General features: G+C 71.1%; 19 protein-coding genes. 8 read left to right on the top strand and 11 right to left on the bottom strand.

Annotation, left to right across the window (positions count from 1 at the left end; genetic code table 11):
- The first annotated feature begins 115 nt into the window (after positions 1–115).
- Both NMN56_RS36020 and NMN56_RS36015 read left to right on the top strand, forming a co-directional pair.
- Positions 116–862 carry an HAD family hydrolase gene (locus tag NMN56_RS36020; RefSeq protein WP_274042543.1) on the top strand — a complete coding sequence of 249 codons (747 nt, stop codon included), beginning with the start codon at positions 116–118 and terminating at the stop codon, positions 860–862.
- Between the two features lie 250 nt (positions 863–1112).
- Positions 1113–1826 carry a TetR/AcrR family transcriptional regulator gene (locus tag NMN56_RS36015; protein ID WP_274042542.1) on the top strand — a complete coding sequence of 238 codons (714 nt, stop codon included), beginning with the start codon at positions 1113–1115 and terminating at the stop codon, positions 1824–1826.
- Positions 1827–1874: 48 nt separating this feature from the next.
- Here the strand turns inward: NMN56_RS36015 and NMN56_RS36010 are convergent, their stop codons facing one another.
- The gene (locus NMN56_RS36010) at positions 1875–3329 is read right to left on the bottom strand and encodes an LVIVD repeat-containing protein (RefSeq protein WP_274042656.1); all 1455 of its coding nucleotides are present in this window, start codon (positions 3327–3329) and stop codon (positions 1875–1877) included.
- Positions 3330–3678: 349 nt separating this feature from the next.
- On the opposite strand from NMN56_RS36010, the gene NMN56_RS36005 reads away from it, so the two are divergent.
- Entirely contained in the window at positions 3679–4407 is a 729-nt protein-coding gene (locus NMN56_RS36005; RefSeq protein WP_430542801.1) for a DUF305 domain-containing protein, read from the top strand.
- Between the two features lie 41 nt (positions 4408–4448).
- On the opposite strand, the gene NMN56_RS36000 is transcribed toward NMN56_RS36005, so the two are convergent.
- Positions 4449–5087, bottom strand: a complete 639-nt coding sequence (locus tag NMN56_RS36000; RefSeq protein WP_274042541.1) for a DUF6214 family protein — start codon at positions 5085–5087, stop codon at positions 4449–4451.
- A 57-nt stretch (positions 5088–5144) separates the two neighbouring features.
- On the opposite strand from NMN56_RS36000, the gene NMN56_RS35995 reads away from it, so the two are divergent.
- The 5 genes from NMN56_RS35995 to NMN56_RS35975 all read left to right on the top strand — a co-directional run bounded on the left by NMN56_RS35995 (position 5145) and on the right by NMN56_RS35975 (position 11068).
- The gene (locus NMN56_RS35995; protein WP_430542800.1) at positions 5145–6779 is read left to right on the top strand and encodes an FAD-dependent oxidoreductase; all 1635 of its coding nucleotides are present in this window, start codon (positions 5145–5147) and stop codon (positions 6777–6779) included.
- A 94-nt stretch (positions 6780–6873) separates the two neighbouring features.
- The gene (locus tag NMN56_RS35990; RefSeq protein ID WP_274042654.1) at positions 6874–7983 is read left to right on the top strand and encodes a WD40/YVTN/BNR-like repeat-containing protein; all 1110 of its coding nucleotides are present in this window, start codon (positions 6874–6876) and stop codon (positions 7981–7983) included.
- A gap of 60 nt (positions 7984–8043) precedes the next feature.
- Positions 8044–8721 (top strand): uracil-DNA glycosylase, encoded by a 678-nt coding sequence (locus NMN56_RS35985; RefSeq protein WP_274042539.1) that lies wholly within the window; start codon positions 8044–8046, stop codon positions 8719–8721.
- Complete coding sequence (locus NMN56_RS35980; protein WP_430542799.1) at positions 8718–9944, top strand: N-acetylglucosamine kinase; 1227 nt, start codon at positions 8718–8720, stop codon at positions 9942–9944. Before NMN56_RS35985 ends, NMN56_RS35980 begins: the two co-directional genes overlap by 4 nt.
- Positions 9945–10078: 134 nt before the next feature.
- Complete coding sequence (locus tag NMN56_RS35975; protein WP_274042538.1) at positions 10079–11068, top strand: sirohydrochlorin chelatase; 990 nt, start codon at positions 10079–10081, stop codon at positions 11066–11068.
- 48 nt (positions 11069–11116) lie between these two features.
- Here NMN56_RS35975 and NMN56_RS35970 read toward each other — a convergent pair whose 3' ends face one another.
- From NMN56_RS35970 to NMN56_RS35930, 9 genes are all read right to left on the bottom strand, one after another.
- Positions 11117–12196: a lactonase family protein gene (locus NMN56_RS35970; RefSeq protein WP_274042537.1), complete on the bottom strand. Its 1080-nt coding sequence runs from the start codon at positions 12194–12196 to the stop codon at positions 11117–11119.
- 183 nt (positions 12197–12379) lie between these two features.
- Positions 12380–13414: a TolB-like translocation protein gene (locus NMN56_RS35965; RefSeq protein WP_274042536.1), complete on the bottom strand. Its 1035-nt coding sequence runs from the start codon at positions 13412–13414 to the stop codon at positions 12380–12382.
- On the bottom strand, positions 13415–14770 hold the full coding sequence (locus tag NMN56_RS35960; RefSeq protein WP_274042535.1) for an MFS transporter: 1356 nt from the start codon (positions 14768–14770) through the stop codon (positions 13415–13417).
- Between the two features lie 136 nt (positions 14771–14906).
- The gene (locus NMN56_RS35955; RefSeq protein ID WP_274042534.1) at positions 14907–15848 is read right to left on the bottom strand and encodes a metallophosphoesterase family protein; all 942 of its coding nucleotides are present in this window, start codon (positions 15846–15848) and stop codon (positions 14907–14909) included.
- Positions 15849–16130: 282 nt separating this feature from the next.
- A complete protein-coding gene (locus NMN56_RS35950; protein WP_274042533.1) occupies positions 16131–16421 on the bottom strand; it encodes a hypothetical protein in 291 nt (96 codons plus the stop codon).
- Positions 16422–16762: 341 nt separating this feature from the next.
- Positions 16763–17806 (bottom strand): terpene synthase family protein, encoded by a 1044-nt coding sequence (locus NMN56_RS35945; protein WP_280842739.1) that lies wholly within the window; start codon positions 17804–17806, stop codon positions 16763–16765.
- A gap of 354 nt (positions 17807–18160) precedes the next feature.
- Positions 18161–18721: a DinB family protein gene (locus NMN56_RS35940; RefSeq protein ID WP_274042531.1), complete on the bottom strand. Its 561-nt coding sequence runs from the start codon at positions 18719–18721 to the stop codon at positions 18161–18163.
- Between the two features lie 33 nt (positions 18722–18754).
- Complete coding sequence (locus NMN56_RS35935) at positions 18755–18883, bottom strand: hypothetical protein (protein ID WP_274042530.1); 129 nt, start codon at positions 18881–18883, stop codon at positions 18755–18757.
- Between the two features lie 17 nt (positions 18884–18900).
- Positions 18901–20403: an FUSC family protein gene (locus tag NMN56_RS35930; RefSeq protein ID WP_274042652.1), complete on the bottom strand. Its 1503-nt coding sequence runs from the start codon at positions 20401–20403 to the stop codon at positions 18901–18903.
- Between the last annotated feature and the right edge of the window lie 294 nt (positions 20404–20697).

Genomic DNA, 20697 nt, shown 5'->3' with positions numbered 1-20697 from the left:
GCCCTCCGGTTCGCCTGATGTGCTCACCCAACGTAACCCCAACCGCCCGGCCTGGCCGACGGGTTGGGTGCCCCGGGGTGCCGCCTCCGCGAACGCGCCTGGCATACTCGTGATCATGAAGGGACCGGAGGAGCGCACCAGGACGGCAAAAGCCGTCATGTTCGACTTCTCGGGCACTCTGCTGCGGGTCGAACCGGTCGAACGCTGGCTGGGTCATGTGCTCGCGGACGCCCGAATCTCCCTCACCCCTACGGAATTCGAACTCTGCGCAGTGCGCCTGCGGGACGCCGGGGCGCTGCCGGGCGGCCCCGCACCGCGCGAGGTGCCGCCGGAGCTGCGTGCGCTGTGGTCCACGCGGGATCGCAGCGCGCGGGAACACCGCGCGGCCTACCTCGGCCTCTCGCGCCAAGTGCCGCTTCCCCGGCCCGAGTTGCACGAGGCGCTGTACGAGCGCCACATGCTCCCCGAAGCGTGGCAGCCGTACCCGGACACGGAGCGGGTGCTGGCGGCACTGCACGGGCGCGGGATTCCAGTGGCGGTCGTGAGCAACATCGGCTGGGACCTGCGGCCCGTCTTCCGCGCGCACGGGCTGGACGCCTACGTCACGGCGTACGCGCTGTCGTTCGAGCACGGCGTGCAGAAGCCGGACCCGCGCCTCTTCCGCGCCGCCTGCGAGGCCATGGACAGCGATCCGCGGGACACGCTCATGGTGGGCGACGACGCGCACGCCGACGCGGGCGCACGGGAGTTGGGCTGCGCGGTGCACCTGGTACGCCACCTGCCCGTTGACGAACGACCCGACGGACTGCTGCCCGTACTGGCCGGCGCCGGGTGCCGCGAGGATGTGCCGAGCGATGCGTGAGGCGGGGCACGAGGCCGGGTGCGGGGCGAGGTTGAGGTCCGCACGGGAGGAGCGGGGCGGGGCCGCGTCCCTTAGAGTCGGGGCTCAACGGCGGTCGTCGCCGGGGCGTGGCCTTGCCGATACCGGGGCGATCCCCCGCGTCGCCCCGATATCGGCCGCTGCACCGGGCACCGGTCCACGGTGTGGGAGCGGGCGCCCGAAGTCGTGCTGAGTATATTGGCTGCCAGCCAGTCAACGCAGGAGTTACAGCATGTCCCCCCGGAGCGCATCGGTCAATGAAGAGTTGCGCCGCCGCTCGCGCGAACGCCTGCTTCACGCGACCGTCGAGCTGGTCGCCGAGCGCGGCTACGAGGCGACCACGCTCGGGGACATCGCCGACCGGGCGGGGTCGGCCCGCGGGCTGATCTCGTACTACTTCACGGGCAAGCGCCAGCTCTTCCAGTCGGCCGTCCACCGCCTGATGCATCTGACGCTGGCCGAGGCGCTGGGGAGAGGCGCGGTGCCCGAAGGCCCGTGCGGGGGGCGGGAGATGCTGGCCCGCGCCATCGACGCCATCCTGGGGCTGGCCCGCGACCAACCTGTGCTGATGCGCGCGCACATGGCCGGCATCCTCCAGCAGGAGGGCTTCGTGCAGTGCGACGAGCAGCAACGGCTGGCTGCGCTGCTGCACGACACGGTGTGCCGGTACGGCTCGGCCGACGCGGAGACCGACTACCGACTGCTGCGCGCCCAGTTGATGGGCGCCGTGGTGGCGGTGCTGCTGCCAGGTGCCCCGCTGCCGGTGGAGAGCCTGCGCGCCGAACTCTTCGCGCGGTACGACCTGGAGTGGGAGCTGGGAGTGCCGCCGTGCGGCACGGCAGCGCCCGGTGAGAGGACGCCGGGTCCGCCGCGGGTGCCCGTCGCGCGGCGGCCGTGCGGCCCGGAAAGTACCCCGGAGCCGCACGGCCTGCCGGACCAGCGGTAGTCAGGAAGCGCTGGAACGCTCAGTGGTGGTCAGGCAGCGCCTGGACGGTCAGCGGTAGTCCGGCTGTGTCTGGGCGTTGAGTTCGCCCATCCGTACGCGCTTGGCGCTGTCGGTGCGCCGGTCGTCGATGCGCAGGACGTCGAACCCCTTGGCCATGTCGTTGGAGTAGATGTGTCCGTTGTAGTAGTACGCGGACCAGGAGCCGCCTCCGACGAGGGAGGTCTCGGATATGGGGCCGCGCTCGAAGTAGCCGATCTCGCGGGGCTTCTTCGAGTTGGTGAAGTCCCATACGGAGATGCCGCCCTGATACCACGCCTGGACCATGATGTCGCGGCCTTTGGCGGGAATGAGCGAACCGTTGTGGGCGACGCAGTTCTCGGTGTCGGCCTGGTGGCGCGGGATCTTGAAGTAGCTCTTGAACTCCATCTTGCGCTTGTCGCCCTTGCCGGTGATGTCGTAGATCCCGTCGGCGCCCTTCTGGTCGCCCGTCTCCGCGTTGCAGGTGGGGGCGCCGCCGCCACCCAGCTCGTCGGTGAAGATGACCTTGTCGCCGCGCCGGTTGAAGGTCGCCGAGTGCCAGAAGGCGAAGTTCTCGGTGTCCTCCACGCGGTCGATCACCCGGGGCTTCTCCGGGTTCCGAACGTCCATCAGTATTCCGTCACCCATGCAGGCACCCGCGGCCAGCTTCAGCTTGGGGTACGCGGTGATGTCGTGACATCCGGTGGTCTCACTGGCGTTCGGCTTGTCGGGGTCACCGGGGAAACCGCCGTCCGGGAACAGGACAGGGAAGTCGATGACCCCGGCCTTCTGCGGCTTGGCGCGCGGCACCTTGACGATGGAGATCCCGTCGTGCGGCGGCTGGCAGTCGGGGAACGTCGCGTCGGGTGAGTACGAGGACACGTAAACGTAGACGTTCTTGCGGTCGGGCACGAGGGTGTGGGTGTGCGAGCCGCAGGCCGTCTCGACGGCGGAGACGTACTTCGGCTTGTGCTTGTTGCTGATGTCGAAGATCTTCATGCCCTCCCAGGAGCCCTTCTCCGTGGCGGGCGCCCTGGTGCTCTGGCAGGAGTCGTCGCTGCGCGAGGAGTCGGTGGACAGGAACAGCAGGTTCCCCGACACCGATATGTCGTTCTGCGAGCCGGGGCAGAGCACCTGGCTGACGACCTTGGGAGTCTTCGGCCTGCTGACGTCGTAGACCGTGAACCCGTCGTAGTTGCCTGCGAACGCGTACTTGCCCTGGAAGGCGAGGTCCGAATTGGTGCCCTGGAGCGCACCCTTGGGCAGGTTCGTCAGGTGCGAGATGTTGGAGCTGTGCACGATCTCGTCCTGGCCGGGGATCTCTCCCTTACGGATCGCCTCCTCGGTCTGGGCCCGGTCCCGCTCTGACACCTTCTTGGGCGCCTTCGGTACGTCCCCCGGGTCGGGGACGGCCGCCGCGGGTCCCGCGGAGAAGAGCGCGGCCAGCAGGCCGAGCGCCACCGCAGCCGCTGCGCCCCGCCGCATGCGGGGCGGGGTGGGTCTGTGGATCGAGGTCACTGCTACCTCCCTTGAATCCGTCCGCTCCCCTTCGTGGTGGAACGGTCGCGGATTCCGGCAGTATGACCCGCAGCATGTACATCTCAATAGAGGGAAACAGTCCTGTCATCGGCTGTTTCCACCCGTCACGTGTCCGTGCGTCACCCACGGAGCAGCGCTTCCGAGACTCCCGTCCCTTCCCCACCAGGAGGACCGTGTGACCGACCGTCACAGAGCCCGTCAAGGCGCCCAACGGCACGACGCCCTTCGTCACGGCACCCGGCACGCCCCACGTGGCCCTCGCAGCGCCCGCCGTGCCCGTTACGGTCTGGGCGCCGTGGCACTCGCCCTGGCGTTGGTGGGCCTGCCCGCGCTCACCGCGTGCGAGAGCGGGGCCGAGGAGAAGCGTGCCGACAGGGGGCAGGGGGTCGTCGCACCAGGGAAGCCGGGCGAGGAGGCGGAGACGCTGTCGCCGGAGAAGGCCCGCGAGAAGGCGGGCGGCGACACCAAGGCGAACGCGGCCGACTTCCGGTACGCCACGATGATGATCGCGCATCACCAGCAGGCCGTGGTCATGACGGACCTGGCCCCCCAGCGCGCGGGCAGCGACAGCGTACGCAAGCTGGCATCCCGGATCGGCGCTTCACAGGGCCCAGAGATCAAGGCCATGCGCGGCTGGCTCAAGCAGAACCGCTCGGCGAAGAACGCTCCCGAGGACGGCGGGAAGAGCGGCGGCCACGGGGACCACGGCAGCGGCCACGGGGATCACGGCGGCAAGGGCGACGGCAGCGGGGAGCACGGGGATCACGGCGCCGGGGGCGGTGACGGCGGCCACGCGGGGATGCCGGGCATGGCGACCGAGGCGCAGCTCGCGAAGTTGCGCGCCGCCAAGGGCACGGCGTTCGACCTCCTGTTCCTCACGCTGATGACCACGCACCATGAGGGCGCCATCACCATGGCCGTTGAGCTGATGAAGGGCGGCAACGACGTACGGGTCGAGGAGATGGCCACGGACGTGATGGCGCAGCAGCGGGCCGAGATCAAACGGATGCGGAAGCTCGGCTGACGGCGCTGAGACGCTGAGGACGGGCGGGACCGGGTCAGCTCTCACCTGCGTACGTGACGCGGCGCCAGGAAGCCCTCGTCGCGGGCAGCGGCGATGATGCGCAGGGACTTGCGCCTGCTGTGCCCCGTGGCGCACATGACCGCGAGCACCGGGTCGTCGCCCTGCTCCTGCGCCGCGCGGTACGCCGCAGCCGCGACCCGCCGCCCCTCCAGACCACGCGGCCAGGTGGCGCGTGCGCGGTGCTTGGCCGGTTCCTCCGGCGCCGGTTCCGGCTCGGGTTCGGGTTCGGTTCCGGGCTCGACGGCGCGGAACGAGCGCGGGCCCGCCACCTGGCCCGTGCAGCCCGCCTCGTGCTGCTGGAAGACGACGCGGCACGCGTCCTCCAGCGGCTCGCTGATCCAGGCCGCCAGGGCGGCGAAGCCCTGGAGCGGCAGCGGCGGGTCGGCGCGCATGTCCTCGATCCGGATCTGGCCTTCGACGACGGCCGCCAGCACGTCGATGTGCGAACCGTCGGCGAACGTCAGCCGTACGTTGAACCAGGGCGGCAGCAGATCGGGCGCCCGCTCCGGGATGCCGGGCCCGTACCCGAGGGGGTCGGACGGGTGCTCGGTCTCGTACTCGTGGACGTCCCGGACGGCGGGGCCCGGTGTGGCCGTGCCGTATCCCTGGAGTTCCCACATGGGCCACACCGCGACCGAACCGTTCGGCCGGTACGGGTGATCCGGAGAGTGAGAGGAATGAGAGGAACTTTCCGACACGCCGGCACCGTAGTCCCCTGCCGTCCCGGGAGCCCGTACGGCACGCACGGGTGGGCGGAACGGCCCCCTCCAACAGCGCACCCGCCCCACGGCAGGTCCCGCGCACCCGCGTACACGTGCGCCGCGGCCCTCCCCTCCCCCGCGCTCGGGTGCGATCCTGGAACCCCGCCGGGAAGGAGCACTCCTGTGCCAGCCGATCCCCCACCACCGTCCCCGCTCCGTGTCGCGGTCGTCGGCGCCGGGCCCAGCGGGGTCTACGCCGCTCAGGGCCTGGTCAAGGACGAGGGCGCCACGCCCGCGATCACGGTGGACGTCCTCGACCGGCTGCCGTGCCCGTACGGGCTCGTCCGCTACGGCGTCGCACCGGACCACGAGAAGATCAAGTCCCTGCAGAACAGCCTCCGTACGGTCCTGGAGCACCCCCGGATCCGCTTCCTCGGCAACGTGGAGGTGGGCCCGGGCGGCATCCGTCCGGACGAACTGCTCGGCATGTACCACGCCGTCGTCTACTGCGTCGGCGCCGCGACCGACCGCAGGCTCGGCATTCCCGGCGAGGAGCTGCGCGGCAGCTACTCGGCGACCGACTTCGTCTCCTGGTACAGCGCCCATCCGGACGCCGCGGGCGGCGAGTTCGCACTCGGCGCGCGCTCGGCCGTCGTCATCGGCGTGGGCAATGTCGCGGTGGACGTGGCCCGGGTACTGGTGCGCGGCGTCGAGGAGCTGCGGCACACCGACATCCCGCAGGGCGCCCTGGACAGCCTGGAGCGCAGCACGGTCAGCGAGGTCTCCATGGTGGGCCGACGGGGGCCCTCGCAGGCGAAGTTCACCACCAAGGAACTGCGCGAGCTGGGCACGCTGCCGGGCGTCGGGGTGTCCGTACGCACGGACGAGCTGGCGCTCGACCCGGGCTGCGAGGACCCGGCGAGCCTGCCAACGGCCGTACGCCGCAACGTGACCGTACTGCGCGACTGGGCCGAGAGCGCGGCGGACGGGGACGCGGAGTCACGTCGGGAAGAGCCACAGGAGGAGCCACGGGACGCGCGCGGCATCCAACTGCGGTTCTTCCTGCGCCCTTCGGAGATCCTGGACGACGGTACGGGCGGGGTGCGCGCGGTCCGTTTCGAGCGGACGGCGCCCGACGGGGGCGGCGGCGTCACGGGCACGGGACGGTACGAGGACATCGAGGCGCAGCTCGTGCTGCGCTCGGTCGGCTACCACGGAGTCCCGCTCGCCGGGCTGCCGTTCGACGAGCGCAGCGGCACCGTGCCCCACGCGGCGGGCCGGGTGCTGCGCGAGGGGGCGCCCTCACCGGGTGAGTACGTGGCCGGCTGGATCAAGCGCGGCCCCACCGGGGTCATCGGCACCAACCGGCCCTGCGCCAAGGAGACGGTGGGCTCGCTGCTGGCCGACGCCGGGGCGCTGCTGGAGGCGCGCGGCCCCCTGCCGGACGACCCACTGGAGGCGCTGCGCGCTGCGGGGCGGGTACCGGTGGCGTGGCCGGGGTGGCTGGGCATCGAGTCGGCCGAGGCGGAGCTGGGCCGCAGCCTGGAACGCGGAACGGTGAAGATCCCGGACTGGGAAGGACTGCTCTCGGCGGCCCGACTCCCCGCCTGACCTGCGCGGAAACCCCGGTGCTCGGGCCATTGTCAGTGGGGCGGTGCACACTGTTGCCCACTCGGACAACGACGTCTCGAAAGCGGGTTCCGACATGGCGGACGTACTGCTCGCGGTAGGTACGAGAAAGGGCCTGTTCCTCGCACGGCAGAGCGCCGGGCAACGGCGCACCGCCGACTGGGAGTTCACAGGACCGCACTTCAACGACCAGGCCATCTACTCCGTCGCCATCGACAGGCGCGGCCCCGGCACACCACGGCTGCTGGCCGGAGGCGACAGCGCGCACTGGGGCCCCTCCGTCTTCCACTCCGACGACCTGGGCGTGACCTGGACCGAGCCCAAGCGTCCGCCGATCAAGTACCCGGAGGGCACCGGGACTTCGCTGGAGCGTGTGTGGCAGCTCCAGCCGGGCGGCGAGGGCGAGCCGGGGGTGCTGTACGCGGGGACGGAGCCCGGTGGGCTCTTCAGGTCGGAGGACGGCGGGGAGTCCTTCGAGCTGGTGCGCTCCCTGTGGGAGCACCCCACGCGCCGCGAGTGGGCGCCGGGCGGCGGCGGTCTGGGCCTGCACACGATTCTGGTCGACCCGCGGGACGCACGGGCCGTGACGATCGCCGTCTCCACGGGCGGCGCCTACCGTACCCAGGACGGCGGCAAGAGCTGGGAGCCCTGCAACCGCGGGGTCTCCGCCGTCTTCCTTCCGGAGGAGCAGCGGTATCCGGACTACTCACAGTGCGTGCACAAGATCGCGCGGGACGCTGAGAACCCCGACCGGCTGTATCTCCAGAACCACTGGGGCGTCTTCCGTACGGACGACAACGCCACGAGCTGGACATCCATCGGTGACGACCTGCCCTCCGACTTCGGCTTCCCCGTTGCCACGCACCCGCGGCGCGGAGGTGTCGCGTACATCTTCCCGCTCAACGGGGACGACGACCGCGTGCCGGCCGGGCACCGCTGTCACGTGCACCGCACCGAGGACGCGGGCGCGAGCTGGCAGGAGCTGGGCGAGGGGCTGCCCGAGGCCGCGCACTACGGGCCCGTGCTGCGGGACGCGCTGTGCACGGACGACGCCGACCCCGCCGGTGTCTACTTCGGCAACCGCAACGGGGAACTGTTCGCGAGCGCCGACGAGGGCGACAGCTGGCGGCAGTTGGCGGCGCATCTGCCGGATGTGCTGTGCGTGCGGGCCGCGGTGATCGACTGAGCGGAGCGACCGGCGGGAGGGGGCACGGGGCGTGCCGCTGAGCCAGTAGAGTGACGGCTCGTGGCTGCACGACCGTTGAACGAAATTGTCGAACCGGGCTGGGCGAAGGCGCTGGAGCCTGTCGCCGAACGGGTTGCCTCGATGGGCGACTTCCTGCGCGCAGAGATCGCCGCGGGCCGGACCTACCTCCCGTCGGGCGCGAATGTGCTGAGGGCTTTCCAGCAGCCCTTCGACGACGTACGCGTCCTCATCGTGGGACAGGACCCCTATCCCACTCCTGGGCACGCCGTCGGGCTGTCCTTCTCGGTGGCACCTGAGGTGCGTCCGCTGCCGGGGAGCCTGGAGAACATCTTCCGCGAGATGCACAGCGATCTCGGACTGCCCCGTCCCTCGAACGGCGACCTGACGCCCTGGACAGGCCAGGGCGTGCTGCTGCTCAACAGGGCGCTGACGACGGCACCCCGCAAACCGGCAGCGCACCGCGGCAAGGGCTGGGAAGAGGTCACCGAGCAGGCGATCCGGGCACTGGCGGCACGCGGGCGCCCACTGGTCTCGGTGCTGTGGGGCCGTGACGCGCGCAATCTGCGTCCGCTGCTGGGCGATCTGCCCTCCGTCGAGTCCTCGCACCCCTCCCCCATGTCGGCCGACCGCGGCTTCTTCGGCTCACGCCCCTTCAGCCGCGTCAACGAACTGCTCGCGCGGCAGGGCGCGCAACCGGTGGACTGGCGCCTGCCGTGAGCCGTGCCCCGGGCACGGACGGAGGTTGGGTCCTCGGCGTGGACTCGGGCGGCTCCGGAATGCGGGTGGCACTGGCCCGCCGTACGGGTCAAGGTCCTCAGGGGGACGCGGCGCCGCTGAGCGCGGTGTGTGCCGAGCCGGTGCGTACGGGCCCTGCGGGTATCGACCCGGACCATATGGCCGAGCAGTTGGTGCCGGCCGTGCGTGCGCTGCTGAGCGGCACCGGCGAGCCGGAAGCGCGGCTCGCGGCGGTGTGCGTGGGCGCGGCCGGGATGGTGACCCTCGGGGACGCGCTGCGCGCGCGGCTGCCCGGTGCGCTGGCCGAGGCGTTCGCCGTACGGCGGATCGCGCTGGCCGCCGACGCGGTGACCGCTTACGCGGGTGCGCTCGGGGAGCGTCCTGGCGCCGTGGTCGCCGCAGGGACCGGAATGATCGCGATGGGCACGGACCTGCGCTCATGGCGGCGTGCCGATGGCTGGGGGCATCTGCTGGGCGACTGCGGCAGCGGCGCCTGGATCGGGCGCGCTGGGCTGGAGGCTGCGATGCGGGCACACGACGGCCGTGAGGGCGGCTCGGCCGCGCTGCGTGCGCGCGCCGAGGCCGTGTACGGAGCGCCGCTCAACGGGCTTCCAGGGCAGCTGTATCCGCGTACCGACCGGCCGGCCGTGCTGGCCTCGTTCGCGCCGGAGGTGGCGCGCTGCGCCGGTGAGGACCCCATCGCGGCGGGCATCCTGCGCGCGGCTGCGGGCGAGATCGCCGCGAGCGCCGCAGCGGTGTGCCCGACGGGCCGCGAGAGCCACGCCGACAGCGAGCAGCGCGGGGGCGGCCTCGCCGGGGAGAACGGCGGCGAGAGCGCCGGTGAGGGCGGCTGTGACGGCGCCGCTGAGGGCGGCCGGGACGGCGAGGGCGCGGACGGTCGTCAGGGCGCAGGCGAGGCCCGGCGCAGGGCTCTCAACGAGGTCGGCGTCGAGGACGAGGGCGGGGCCGGCGTCGGTGTCGGGGCAGGCGTCACGGTGGCGTTCACGGGCGGGCTCTTCCAGTTGGGGAAGGCGCTGACGGGACCGCTGCACGCCGAACTGGCGCGGCGGCTTCCCCGGGCCCGCGTCGTGGAGGCGGCGGGCGACCCCCTGCAAGGGGCGCTGCTGGTCGCGAGCAGGCTCGCGGAAGGGCGGCTCGCGCTCCCCGTCGTTCCACCGCTCCTGACCCTGGTCGAGGATCCGTAACGGCAGCTCACAGCCGCCAATGGAGAGAAACCACCAAAAGCAACCCGTCGACGCGCGGGGCGAATGGGGACAAACGCGCACTGGTCTCCCCCGGCCAAACAGCCAAGCCCATCAAGGCATTAGCATGCGGGCGCATGAGCTCCCCCACAGGGCCGGAGAGTGGCCTGCCCGTACGAATGCCGCGACCACGACAGCCCGGAAGGCACCGCCGACCGGAACCCGTCGTCGCTCCCGAGAACGCGCCCGCACTGGTGCTGGCCGTGCCCGGCACGCCCTCCAGCGCCACCCGAAGCCTTGCCGAGGAGACGCTGAGCATCGCGCGCTCCGAACTGCCGGGGCTCGACGCGCGGATCGGGTTCGCCGAGGGGGACGATGAAGAATTTCCCACCCTCGCCTCAGCCCTGAACCAGGCCGCCGCCGAGCGCGAAGCGCGGCAGCGGCGCCGGCGCGAGGCGCCCGTACCCGAGGAGTCCCTGGAGAACACACCCTCCGAAGAACACGCCGCCCAGGCACCAGCAGCCGAGGAGGGCGAGCCAGGAGAGGGGCTGCCCGCCGTCGTCGTACCGCTGCTCGCGGGTCCTGACGCCGCGCAGATGCGACGTATCAAGCAGGAGGTGCTGAACAGCGGCTCAGGGGCCGAACTCACCGATGTGCTGGGCCCGCACCCGCTGCTCGCCGAGGCCGTGCACGTACGGCTGTCGGAGGCCGGTCTCGCCCGCGCCGACCGCGCACGGCTGTTCACCGTCGCGACGGCGGCCGACGGCATCATCCTGGCGACCGTCGGCGGCGAGGAGGCCGTACAGGCGGCGGGGATCACGGGAATGCTGCTCGCCGCGCGGCTGGCCGTACCCGTGCTGGCCGCCGCGCTGGACGACGAGGGCTCCCTCACCCGTACCGCCGCACAGCTGCGCGACTCCGGCTCGCAGCAGCTCGCCGTCGCACCGTGCCTGATCGGGCCCGAACTCGCTGACGGGCTGCTGGAGGCGGCGGCGCAAGAGGCGGGCTGCGCGACGGCCGAACCGCTGGGTGCCTACCCCGCGCTCGGAAAGCTCGTGGCCTCCACCTACGCGGTGAAGGCGGGGATCGGCCAGCAGCGGGCGCCTCAGGGCATGCCCGTGCGCTGACGGGCCCCGCCGGTCAGCGCACGTTCGCGACGGCCGGCGGAGGGGCCGTCAGCCGAAGACGACGCACGAGGCGGCCGGGGCCGCGAGGGAGCCGGCACGGTGCGGCATTCCGGCGGTCCGGTCCACCTCGAACCAGGTGACGTCGCCCGAGCGCTCGTTGGCCGCGTACAGCCACCGCCCCGAGGGGTGGACGGCCAGGTCGCGCGGCCAGTGTCCGCCGCAGGGCACGGTGGTCACGCGCTCAGGCAGCCCGCCGCCCGTGTCCAGCGCGAGCGCCGAGACGCTGTCGTCGCCCCTGTTGGCGGCCCAGGCGAAGCGTCCGTCGGGCGAGATGGTCAGCGCGGAGGGCTGGTTGACGGTCTGGGTGCGCTCGGGAGGCAGGATCCTCGTCTCACCGAGCGGTTCGAGGTCTCCTCTGGCGGCGTCCCAGCTGCACGCCGTCACGGTCGAGTCGAGTTCGTTGATGACATAGGCGCGAGCCACGGCGCCTGTCGCTCCGGCAGGCGGGAAGGCCAGATGGCGCGGTCCTGAACCGGCGCGGAACGGGATCTCCCTGTGCGGATGCGGGCCGGGCCCCGTGCCCTGGAGGTCGTAGATCCACACCGAGTCGGTGCCCAGGTCGACCGAGAGCAGCCACCGCCCTGACGGGTCGGGCACGACGGCGTGCGCGTGCGGACCCTCCTGGCGTTCCTTGTCCGGCCCCTGCCCCTCGTGCTGGTGGGTGGAAGCGGGCCCTTCGAGGGCTCCGTCGGCACGTACCCGCAGGGCACTGACGTTCCCCGAGGTGTAGTTGGCCGTGTAGAGGCAGCCCGCTGCGAGGGCCACGTGCGTGGGCCCCGAGCCGTCAACGGGCACGGTCGCCCCGAGTTGCGCGGGACCACCGGCACGCTCACCGGCACCGAGGGAGAAGGCAGCCGCGCCGCCCTCCGTCTGCTCGCTGACCGCGTACAGGTGCGCGCGGTCGGGGGCCAGCGTGAGGAAGGACGGGTCGGGTACGGCGTCCGTGTGGTGCAGGGCCGTGAGCGCCCCGGTCTCCACATCGAGGGCCGCCGTGGTGATACCACGCCCTCCGGCCGAGGTGAACGAGCCGATGTAGGCCCGCTGTTGAGTGTCCGCTCCGCCTGCCAACGCACCGCTCCTTCGCCGTTCCGGGCTGGGAGGACGACCGTAACAGGTGCTCACAAGGCTGGTCTGGACCATGTACGTGAACGAGGCGGGTGCGTGCGGGCGAGCACGCGCCAGCGGACCGGCGGCACAGGGGCGGTCGGACGGGTCCGGCGATCACGGGGGCGGCGGTCCGGCCGTTCCGGGTCAGCGGAGTACGGCGGGTGACGAGGCGTCGCGTACACGCAGGCGGGGCTCGCCCGTACCGTCCGCGGGGACGCTCCAGATGTCCGACTCGCGCCCGGACTTCCCGGGCAGCGCGTAGGCGATACGCGCGGAGTCGAGCCACAGCACCTGGTCGTCGACGCCCCGCCGCTCGGCCAGCGGCCGTTCGCGCTGGGTACGCAGGTCGAGGACGTGCAGCCGCCAGGGCGCCCTGCCGCCGCCCGGCACCTTCTTCTTGAAGGCGAGGCGCCGCCCGTCGGGCGAGAGCGACGGGCACTCGGCGTTCTCGCGCACGGCGCGCGCCGACCACGTCCGCATGTCGCCCTCGACGAGGTAGGTCTTCCCCTTGGTCGAGACGGTGGCGTAGAAGCGGTTGTCGTCATCGGCGAAGGTCACACCCCAGTAGTTGACGTCCGGTGCGTGGTAGCGGCGTCCGTCGACGGTGAGCTGGATGCCTTCGATGTTCTTGACGAGGTATCCGGTACGGGTGTCCAGGATGCCGGTGCGGGTGGAGAAGGACGACTGGTTGTAGGAGTCGCCCGAGGTGAAGTTGGTCCACGACAGCATCCGCCCCGAAGCCGAGACGCGGGCACGGTTGGGGATGCCGTCCAGGGGGACGCGGCGCTTCTCCTTGAGGTCCTCGTCGAGCACGACCGCGTACGAGCGCGGCGGGATGCCGGTGCGCCGCTGGAGGCACAGGCCCGTGCCGGCCGCCGCGTGGAACCGCCGGCATGCCGGGCCCCCTGTGGGGCGTGCGCCGTCCCCGCTCACCGGCAGCCTCGCCACCCTGCCCTCGCCGGCCCCGTCGCGCGTGCTGCGGAACAGCAGCCTCCCGCCGCCGCCATCCAGCCCGAACGCCGAGTCCACCGCGGTGGGTTCGGCCCGCCCCCCGGCGGCCTGGACGGTGTAGGTGACGGCGACCGTGGCGAGCACAGCGGCGGCTGCCCCCAGTGCGGCGATCCGCGCGCGCAGGCTCGGCCCGCGCGTGCGGGAACGTGCGGTCTCGGCTGCGGACATTCAGTCCTCCTGGATACGTACGGGGTTCGCGCGTGTTCCGCGCAGCAGCAGTGCGGCAAGGGCGAGGGCGACGGCCAGCCCGGTGCCGGCCAGGGCGAGCGCCAAAGTGGTGCCCCACAGCGTCCAGGCAGCACCGAAAGCGACGGCCGCGAGAAGCCTTCCGAGCGCCTGGCCCGTCTGCAGCACGGCCATACCGCTCGCCTTCCGGCGCGCGGGCAGTGCGGGCGCGGCGAGCGCCATGAGGACGCCGTCGGTCGCGGCGTAGAAGACCCCGTGCAGCAGCAGCGCGGCGCAGAGCAGGGGCAGGCCACCGAACGGCCCGAGCAGCAGCGCGTAGACGAGGAGCAGTGCCGCGTGCCCGTACAGGAACGGCAGTCGGCGTCCTGTGCGGTCGGCGAGCCGGCCGAAGGGAACGGCGAGGAGCAGGAAGACGGCGGCGGTGCCGAGCGGCAGCAGCGGGAACCAACTGGTCGCGAACTCCAGTCGCCGCTGCAGCAGCAGGTAGACGAAGGCGTCCCCGATGGTCGCGGCACCGAGCAGGGTCGCCGCTCCCAGTACGCGGCGGAAGACGTGCTCACCCAGCAGCCCGGGCACCGCACGCAGGCGTGGGGGCGGCGGCTGCGCACCGGACGTGCGTACGCCCGGTGCGAGACCCGGTGCGGGGCCCGGTGCGGGGCCCGGTGCGGGGCCCAACGTACGGGCCATCGCGGGGCTGCCGCGCCCGGGCACGAAGGCGAGGAACATCAGTACGCCGAGCACGCCGACGCAGAAGCTCACGACGAATACGGCGTCGTAGGCGTCGGCGGTTGCCCACAACAGCGCGAAGGCCGCGAGCGGACCGAGAAGGGCCCCCGTGGTGTCCATCGCACGGTGCACGCCGAAGGCCCTCCCCAGCGAATCTGCCGGGCTGCTCAACGAGATGAGCGCATCCCGCGGAGCCGTACGCACCCCCTTGCCGACACGGTCGGCGGCCAGCGCGCCTCCGATACCCAGGGTGGAACCCCCGGCCAGGAGCAGACCGAGGCGGGAGAGCGCGGACAGGGCGTAACCCGAACCGGCGACGAGCTTGTGGCCGCCCCTGCGGTCGGCCGCGTGGCCTCCCAGGAGGCGGACGAGCGCGGTGACCCCGTTGTAGAGCCCGTCGAGAAACCCGAACTGGAGCGGGTTAAGGCCCAGTCCGAGAACGAAGTAGAGCGGCAGCACCGCCGTGACCATCTCCGAGGAGATGTCTGTGACGAGGCTGACAGCACCGAGAGCGAGAACAGGCCCGGCGACACGGCCGCGCGCCGCCGGCGCGCGCACGGCGGCCGTACCTTCGGGCTGTGCCCCCGTCTCCCGGCTGGAGGCGAGATACATCCGGACTCCTGGTCGGTGAGATGCGTGGCGGCCAAGCGACCAAGCGACGAGGCGGTGAAGACGGCCAGTTGGTCACGCAGCCGCGCGGTCACGGGATCGCGCGGTCACGGGATCGCGGGACCACGCGGCCTGACGGTCAGTGGCACTGGAAGTCAGGGCTGCTGTCTTCGACATCGCCGTCGGCGTTCACGAAGTCCCAGGAGAATCCGGTGTCGGTGAAGTCCATGCGCAGGACGCCGTAGGAGCCGCTGATCCGCTTCTCACTGTTGGGCTGCTCGTCCTGGATGTCGTAGGGGCTGGCGCCGCCCACTCCCCCGATGACCTCGACGATGCCCTTGTCCGGGTCCGCCTCGGCGTCCGGGGTCTGGGGTGCGAAGCGCTCGTAGTGGTGGTCGTGGCCGTTGAGGATCAGTTCGGCACCGTTGTCGTACAGGATGTCCCAGACGGGCTTGCTGACCGGCTCGTTGCCGTGCTCTCCGGACGAGAAGAGAGGGTGGTGGAAGACCGCGGCGACGCACTTCTTGTCGTTCGCGGCGAGGTCTTCCTTGAGCCAGGTGAGCTGTTCGTCGTCGTCGAAGCTGTTGGAGTCGAGGGCGACGAAATGCCAGTTGTCCTGGTCGAAGCTGTAATACGGCTCGCCCTTGGGGTAGGCGATGTCGCCGAAGTAGTTCTTGTAGCCGGTGAGCGCGCCGTCGGGGTCGTACGTCTCGTGGTTGCCCGCCGTGGGGCGCGTCTTGTCCTTGAAGCGGCCCCAGGTACCGGCGTAGTACTTCTCGAAGTCCTCGGTGCGCGCGTCGTCGTACTGGTTGTCGCCCATGGTGAGGACGAACGCCGGGTCGATCTTCTCGGTGAGCGCCGCCGTACGGGGGTGCTCGCAGCCGCTGTCGTCCTCCGTGCACTGCTCGGCGATGTCACCGGCGGCTACGGCCGTGAAAGCGGCACGCGGACCGGGCGCGGGCCCCGCGTCCGCCTGTCCCGCCGGCGACCAGATCAGTAACCCCGCGACGAGTGCGGCTGCCCCTGCGCCCGCCGCGGGCAGGGCGTAACGGCGTTTTCTCCAGGTGGGGGTGGATGACACGTCGGTCTCCTCAGGAGGGTGATGGCCTGTCGCCACGGCATCCTGACGATCCGGCATGCCCGCGTCAATGCATCGGGAGATGAATTATTAGGAAAGCTTCCTGTTCTGCTGTCTTCCCCGCTGTCTCTTTCAGCGCGAGAGCGTCAAGTGCCGCCCACCGACGGCCTGTTGAGCACCGATCCGCCGAGCCGAGGGGTCGACGGGTCGACGGGCTGGAACGCGGTGGCCCTGGCGCGCACACGGACCTGCGCCAGGGCCACGGCACTCTGCCGGAGGAAGCGGTCACGGGACGTAGACGCCGTAGACCGGTGCGAGCGTGGCACCTCCCCCCGCGTTGATCGTCCCTGCCAGGCTTCCGGCGCAGCCGGCGTCCATGTACAAGGTGATACGGGCGTCGGTGTGGTTCTCGATCGACGCCTGCCCGGGAACCGGGTAGCAGCCACTGGGGTTCTGGTAGCGCTGCCCATTGATCACCAGTTCGCCGGTCGCGGCCTGCGCGCTCTGCGGCCCGGCCAGGATGAGAACCCCGGCAGCGGCCAGGGCACTGAATGCAGCGGTAACGCGTCCTCGCATCGGAGTCCCTCCTCCAGGGAACGACCCGGCGCCCGCCCTCTGCGCCGCGCCGGGAGCCCTGGCAGGCGACCGGCCGGCGAGGGCTTGATGCGGTGGTGCTGCCCGGCGGTCCCGTACGCCATACGGGCCGGAGAACCGGTTACCGCGAACGGGGGATCCGCCGCCTGGAGCCCAACTCGCCTGCTTCTGGCGCTAGTTGGAGAGAGAGTTGGGCATCAGGGAGGCGCGGACTTCCAGGGAAGCGCGGACTTCCGGGGAGGCGGCGTCCGGGAGGCGGCCCGGGGAGGTGGCATGGACCCTCCGGGCCAGGACCGCCTTTCCCGCTCGGGCGCTGCTTGCGCTCAGTCCGCTGCCCTGAAGACGTCGGCGGTGGACCAGGTGGGGCGCAGCCCTACGCCGCCTTGCGCTTGCGGGATGTAGGTTTCCGCTTCCAGGTAGCGGGCCGCGTCGATGTGGTAGTCCCAGTTGCCGCGCACGAGGTGGCGGTACCCCTCCAGGACCACGAGGACGTCCTGGATGACTTCCGGTGTGGCCTCCGGCAGGGCCTGGAGCTGCCCGGGGACCGCTGCGACGGCCGCCTCGAACTGGACCATCAGCCGATTGGCGACATCGGCCACGATGTCGGCTGCCTCCTGGAGAGAGCAGCTCCGGTGCTCACGGACGATCAATACGGCATTGTGCACATAACCGACGGCCGCTTCTTTCGGGGCCGAATAGATGTCGTTGTAGAGACCGATCCACTCCGAGGAACGGTTGCGCGCTTGCCTCATCGCGGGCAAATTACGTACCGCGGCAGGCAACTCGATGCCGTGCACGTACTCCGCCAGGTGATGAAACATCAATTCGTCGACACCCAGGCGTCGGTGGGGCAGGTATTCGTTGAAGTCCATCACTCGGCGGGCACGGCTGGCGCGCACCTCGGTCAAGTAGGTGCGGATCCAGGAGGCATTCGTCTCCCCCAGGAGGCGCCGCCACCGCGGTGAGCGCCCCGCGGTCAGATCGCCAAGGACATCGACCAGGGCACGGGACGCGTCGCAGGCCGCTTCGCGCTCGCCGCGAGAGACACCGATCAGTTCGGAAGTGAGGCCGGCGACGGTCTGCTCATCCTGGTCGCTGATGGCGTCGTCGCACATGTCGTCCACGATGAACGCCCAGAGCATGTACCGGTTCGGAGCGAGGAGATGGGAATGGTCGGCACGTGGGTAGTAGAGCGCCGTGGTGTAGTGGGGGCGGGTGCGGAACAAGTGATTTCGCATGGCGTCGGTGGTGATCAGACGGAAATGGTCTCCCCATTCCCACTGATCCCTCTCAACGGTCGCCATGGCGGCTGAGGTTCCGAATTCCGGCAGCGGCATAGCACATGCCGGAACGGTGAAGGACTGCATGCTGTCCGGCTCCGTTCATGGGAATACAGCGCTATTTCCCGCTCCGGCCGGGTGGGACACGTGAAATTCGCGGACGTACAGCGGAAGAGAGTTATTCACACAATCTCCCCCGCACTGAACGACACCGCTCAGTTTCCTCGTTGAGAGTCCGGCATCTGACGTCCGGCGTCACACACCCACCCTCATGACATGACCGGAACCCCACAATTCGGCACACCTGACAGCCACCTTTTCGGGGCGATCCCGCACCCCTCCATAAAGGCATGCGAACAATACGGAGGCCGATACTGGTTCAGCTGAACCAGTAGCCGTGCCGTGCCGTGCCGGCGAGCCTGTGTGGCCGTGCCGCTCCCGTTACTGGCCCACCCTGCCGTCGACGCACTCGCGCAACAGGTCGGCGTGGCCGCAGTGGCGGGCGTACTCCTCGATGCGGTGCACCATCAGCTCGCGCACAGCGGTCCCGTCCTTCCCCAGGCGCTCGCCCAGGTCGGGGTGTTCGGCCAGTGCGGCGTCGGTCGCGGCCTGTTCGCGTTCCAGCTCGGAGTACGCGGCGTCGACCACGGCCTGGTCGGCGACAGCTCCGTCGAAGTCGGCGTCGCGCTCGCCGTACAGCTTCGGCAGGGGGTCGGCGTCGCTGATCCAGTTGCGCCAGTCCCGTTCCACCTCGGCGAGGTGGCGGACCAGCCCGAGCAGCGACATCGTCGACGGCGGAACCGACCGCCGGGCCAGTTGTTCCGCGTCCAGCCCTTCGCACTTCATCCGCAAGGTCATGCGGTAGCCCGCGAGGAAGTCCTGCAGGGTCGCGAGCTCGCCGTCCGGGCTGGCGCTGTCGCTGTCGCGTGGGTCGTCGTCCGGGTCGACCCACATGTCGGCGTAGACGGTTGCCTGGCTCCATCGCGCGGGTTGGTCACTCATGCGCTCATATTCGTCCGTACGAGCCCACGCTCGCTAGTGCCCGGGGATCTCAGTGTTCTTGGCGTTCTTGGCGTTCTTGGCGTTCTTGGCGTTCTTGGCGTTCTTCGCGTTCTTCGCGTTCTTCGCGTTCTTCGCGTTCTTCGCGTTCTTCGTGTGGCTCAAGTACCGGCCCCGCTGGCTCAAGCTCCGATCAGCGGCGTACGCGTCGGGCTGCGCAGGGGTTCGGCGAGTTCGGCGAGTGCTTTCTCCAGGCCGTGCAGGTGGGCCAGCGCCGGTTCCGCCGTGGCACCCTGCGGCAGAGGGGCGTGATGAGCCGTGCGCGCACGCGTGCCCTCCTTGGTGGTGAGCGCCTCGACCGCGGTCTCTACGCGGCAGCACGCCGCGGCGAGCCGGTTGTCGTGGGAGGCTTCCGGATCCGCGCTGATGGAGGCCAGCCCTCGCACCTCCCTGGCGCAGTCGTCCAGCAGCGCGAGGACCTGGCGGGCCCGCTCCTTGCGGGCCCGCAGCGGGCTGAGCGGGTGGACCAGCGGGGCGAGCGAGGAGCGGACCTTGCCGAGAAGCTGCTGGAGTTCGGCGACGCGCGGCGACGGGTCCGCCGACTCGGAACCGGCGAGCCGGGCCGCCGCCTCCGCCGTGCAGGCGTGCACGCACCGCAGTGCGTGCCGTATCCAGGCGTTCGTGGTGGCATGCGTGGTCACGGGAAAGACGCAGAGGACCGCGAGCATCGCGCCGAGCGCCCCGACGCCGGTCTCCGCTGCCCGCAGCGCGAGCAGCGCCGGGTCGAGCACGCCGAGAAGCCCGTAGAGGACCCCTGCCATCAGCGTCACGGCGAGCACCATCCAGGTGTAGGAGACGGCGGCCGTGTAGAAGATCCCGAAGACGCTGACAGCGATGATCAACGCCGAAGGAACGGGAGCACCGTGCAGCGGAACGGCGACCAGAAGGCCGACGGCGATACCGATGACGGTCCCCAGCACCCGCCGGAATCCACGTACCAGGGTCTCCCCGCTCGAAGCCGTGTTCACGAACACCCACCACGTCGCGCCGACGGCCCAGTACCAGCGCTCGTCGGACAGCACCTGCCCGACGGCGAGCGCGAAGGCACCACCGGCGGCGGCCTGGACCGCCTGCCGGGTGGCCGTCCTGGCCATGCCACCGGGCGGGGCCGGCGGTACGGAAGGCGGCAGCCGGCGCTCGTAGCACCAGGCGCCGAATCGCACGGCCGACGCGGCGCACAGCGACAGGAGGATCGCGGCGAACAGCTCGGGCAACTGGCCCGGCACCGTGTGCAGGAACTGCGAGGCGAAGAAGGTCATGAACGCGAAAAGACCGAGCGCGTGCCCACGCGGCCCCCACCTCCGCGCGTACACCCCGGCCCCCATGACGGCGAGGAACGCGGCGTCCCGGGCGACCGGGTAGTCGTGAAGCAGCGCCGCGAGGGTGAGTACCGGCAGGCCGACGACGGGCAGCAGAACGGTCGTGACCGCCTGCCCACGCACGGTCGTGTCCAGGACGGTGAAGAGCGCGAGGAGCGCGGCCAGCCCGCCGGTGATGGCCGCGACGAGCGAGTGCCCTGCCAGGCCGCACACGGTCACCGCGGTACCGATGCCGAGGACCGCCCTGGCAGCGCTGCGCAACCGCAGCCGCCCTGGGTCCGGAGCCACGAACATCGCCTTGAGCACAGTGTGCCGTCCCTTCTTCGTTCTCGGCTTCTTCGTTTTCGGCATGAATAAGGCGCTGCGGGGGTCCGCAGCGCCATCGCCAAGAACATCACACCATTTCTGCGCCCAAAGCCCCAACACGGACCTCGGGACTTGTGGCCCTGGAGGCCATGGAGGTCTGAGAGGACGTTGAGTTCCGGTCTCCCTCGGTCTCGTACCAGAGGGTGCGGGTCTACGTCGCTCGCCGTCGCCCTCGGAGGGGCGGACACTCCGGTGGGGCCGGTGCCGGGGACGGCGGACTTCCCGCGCGAGGGC

Origin of the sequence: Streptomyces iconiensis, assembly GCF_028657195.3 — a bacterium.
Classification (GTDB): domain Bacteria; phylum Actinomycetota; class Actinomycetes; order Streptomycetales; family Streptomycetaceae; genus Streptomyces; species Streptomyces iconiensis.
The sequence above is the reverse complement of the archived record's forward strand: the minus strand, read 5'-3'. Positions and strand labels throughout refer to the sequence as shown.

What these genes read in the sequence shown, in the direction of transcription:
- NMN56_RS36020 (WP_274042543.1), top strand. Translation starts at nt 116, where the DNA reads ATGAAGGGACCGGAGGAGCGCACCAGGACGGCAAAAGCCGTCATGTTC.
- NMN56_RS36015 (WP_274042542.1), top strand. Translation starts at nt 1,113, where the DNA reads ATGTCCCCCCGGAGCGCATCGGTCAATGAAGAGTTGCGCCGCCGCTCG.
- NMN56_RS36010 (WP_274042656.1), bottom strand. Translation starts at nt 3,329, where the DNA reads ATGCGGCGGGGCGCAGCGGCTGCGGTGGCGCTCGGCCTGCTGGCCGCG.
- NMN56_RS36000 (WP_274042541.1), bottom strand. Translation starts at nt 5,087, where the DNA reads ATGTGGGAACTCCAGGGATACGGCACGGCCACACCGGGCCCCGCCGTC.
- NMN56_RS35995 (WP_430542800.1), top strand. Translation starts at nt 5,145, where the DNA reads ATGAGAGGAACTTTCCGACACGCCGGCACCGTAGTCCCCTGCCGTCCC.
- NMN56_RS35990 (WP_274042654.1), top strand. Translation starts at nt 6,874, where the DNA reads ATGGCGGACGTACTGCTCGCGGTAGGTACGAGAAAGGGCCTGTTCCTC.
- NMN56_RS35975 (WP_274042538.1), top strand. Translation starts at nt 10,079, where the DNA reads ATGAGCTCCCCCACAGGGCCGGAGAGTGGCCTGCCCGTACGAATGCCG.
- NMN56_RS35965 (WP_274042536.1), bottom strand. Translation starts at nt 13,414, where the DNA reads ATGTCCGCAGCCGAGACCGCACGTTCCCGCACGCGCGGGCCGAGCCTG.
- NMN56_RS35960 (WP_274042535.1), bottom strand. Translation starts at nt 14,770, where the DNA reads ATGTATCTCGCCTCCAGCCGGGAGACGGGGGCACAGCCCGAAGGTACG.
- NMN56_RS35950 (WP_274042533.1), bottom strand. Translation starts at nt 16,421, where the DNA reads ATGCGAGGACGCGTTACCGCTGCATTCAGTGCCCTGGCCGCTGCCGGG.
- NMN56_RS35945 (WP_280842739.1), bottom strand. Translation starts at nt 17,806, where the DNA reads ATGCAGTCCTTCACCGTTCCGGCATGTGCTATGCCGCTGCCGGAATTC.
- NMN56_RS35940 (WP_274042531.1), bottom strand. Translation starts at nt 18,721, where the DNA reads ATGAGTGACCAACCCGCGCGATGGAGCCAGGCAACCGTCTACGCCGAC.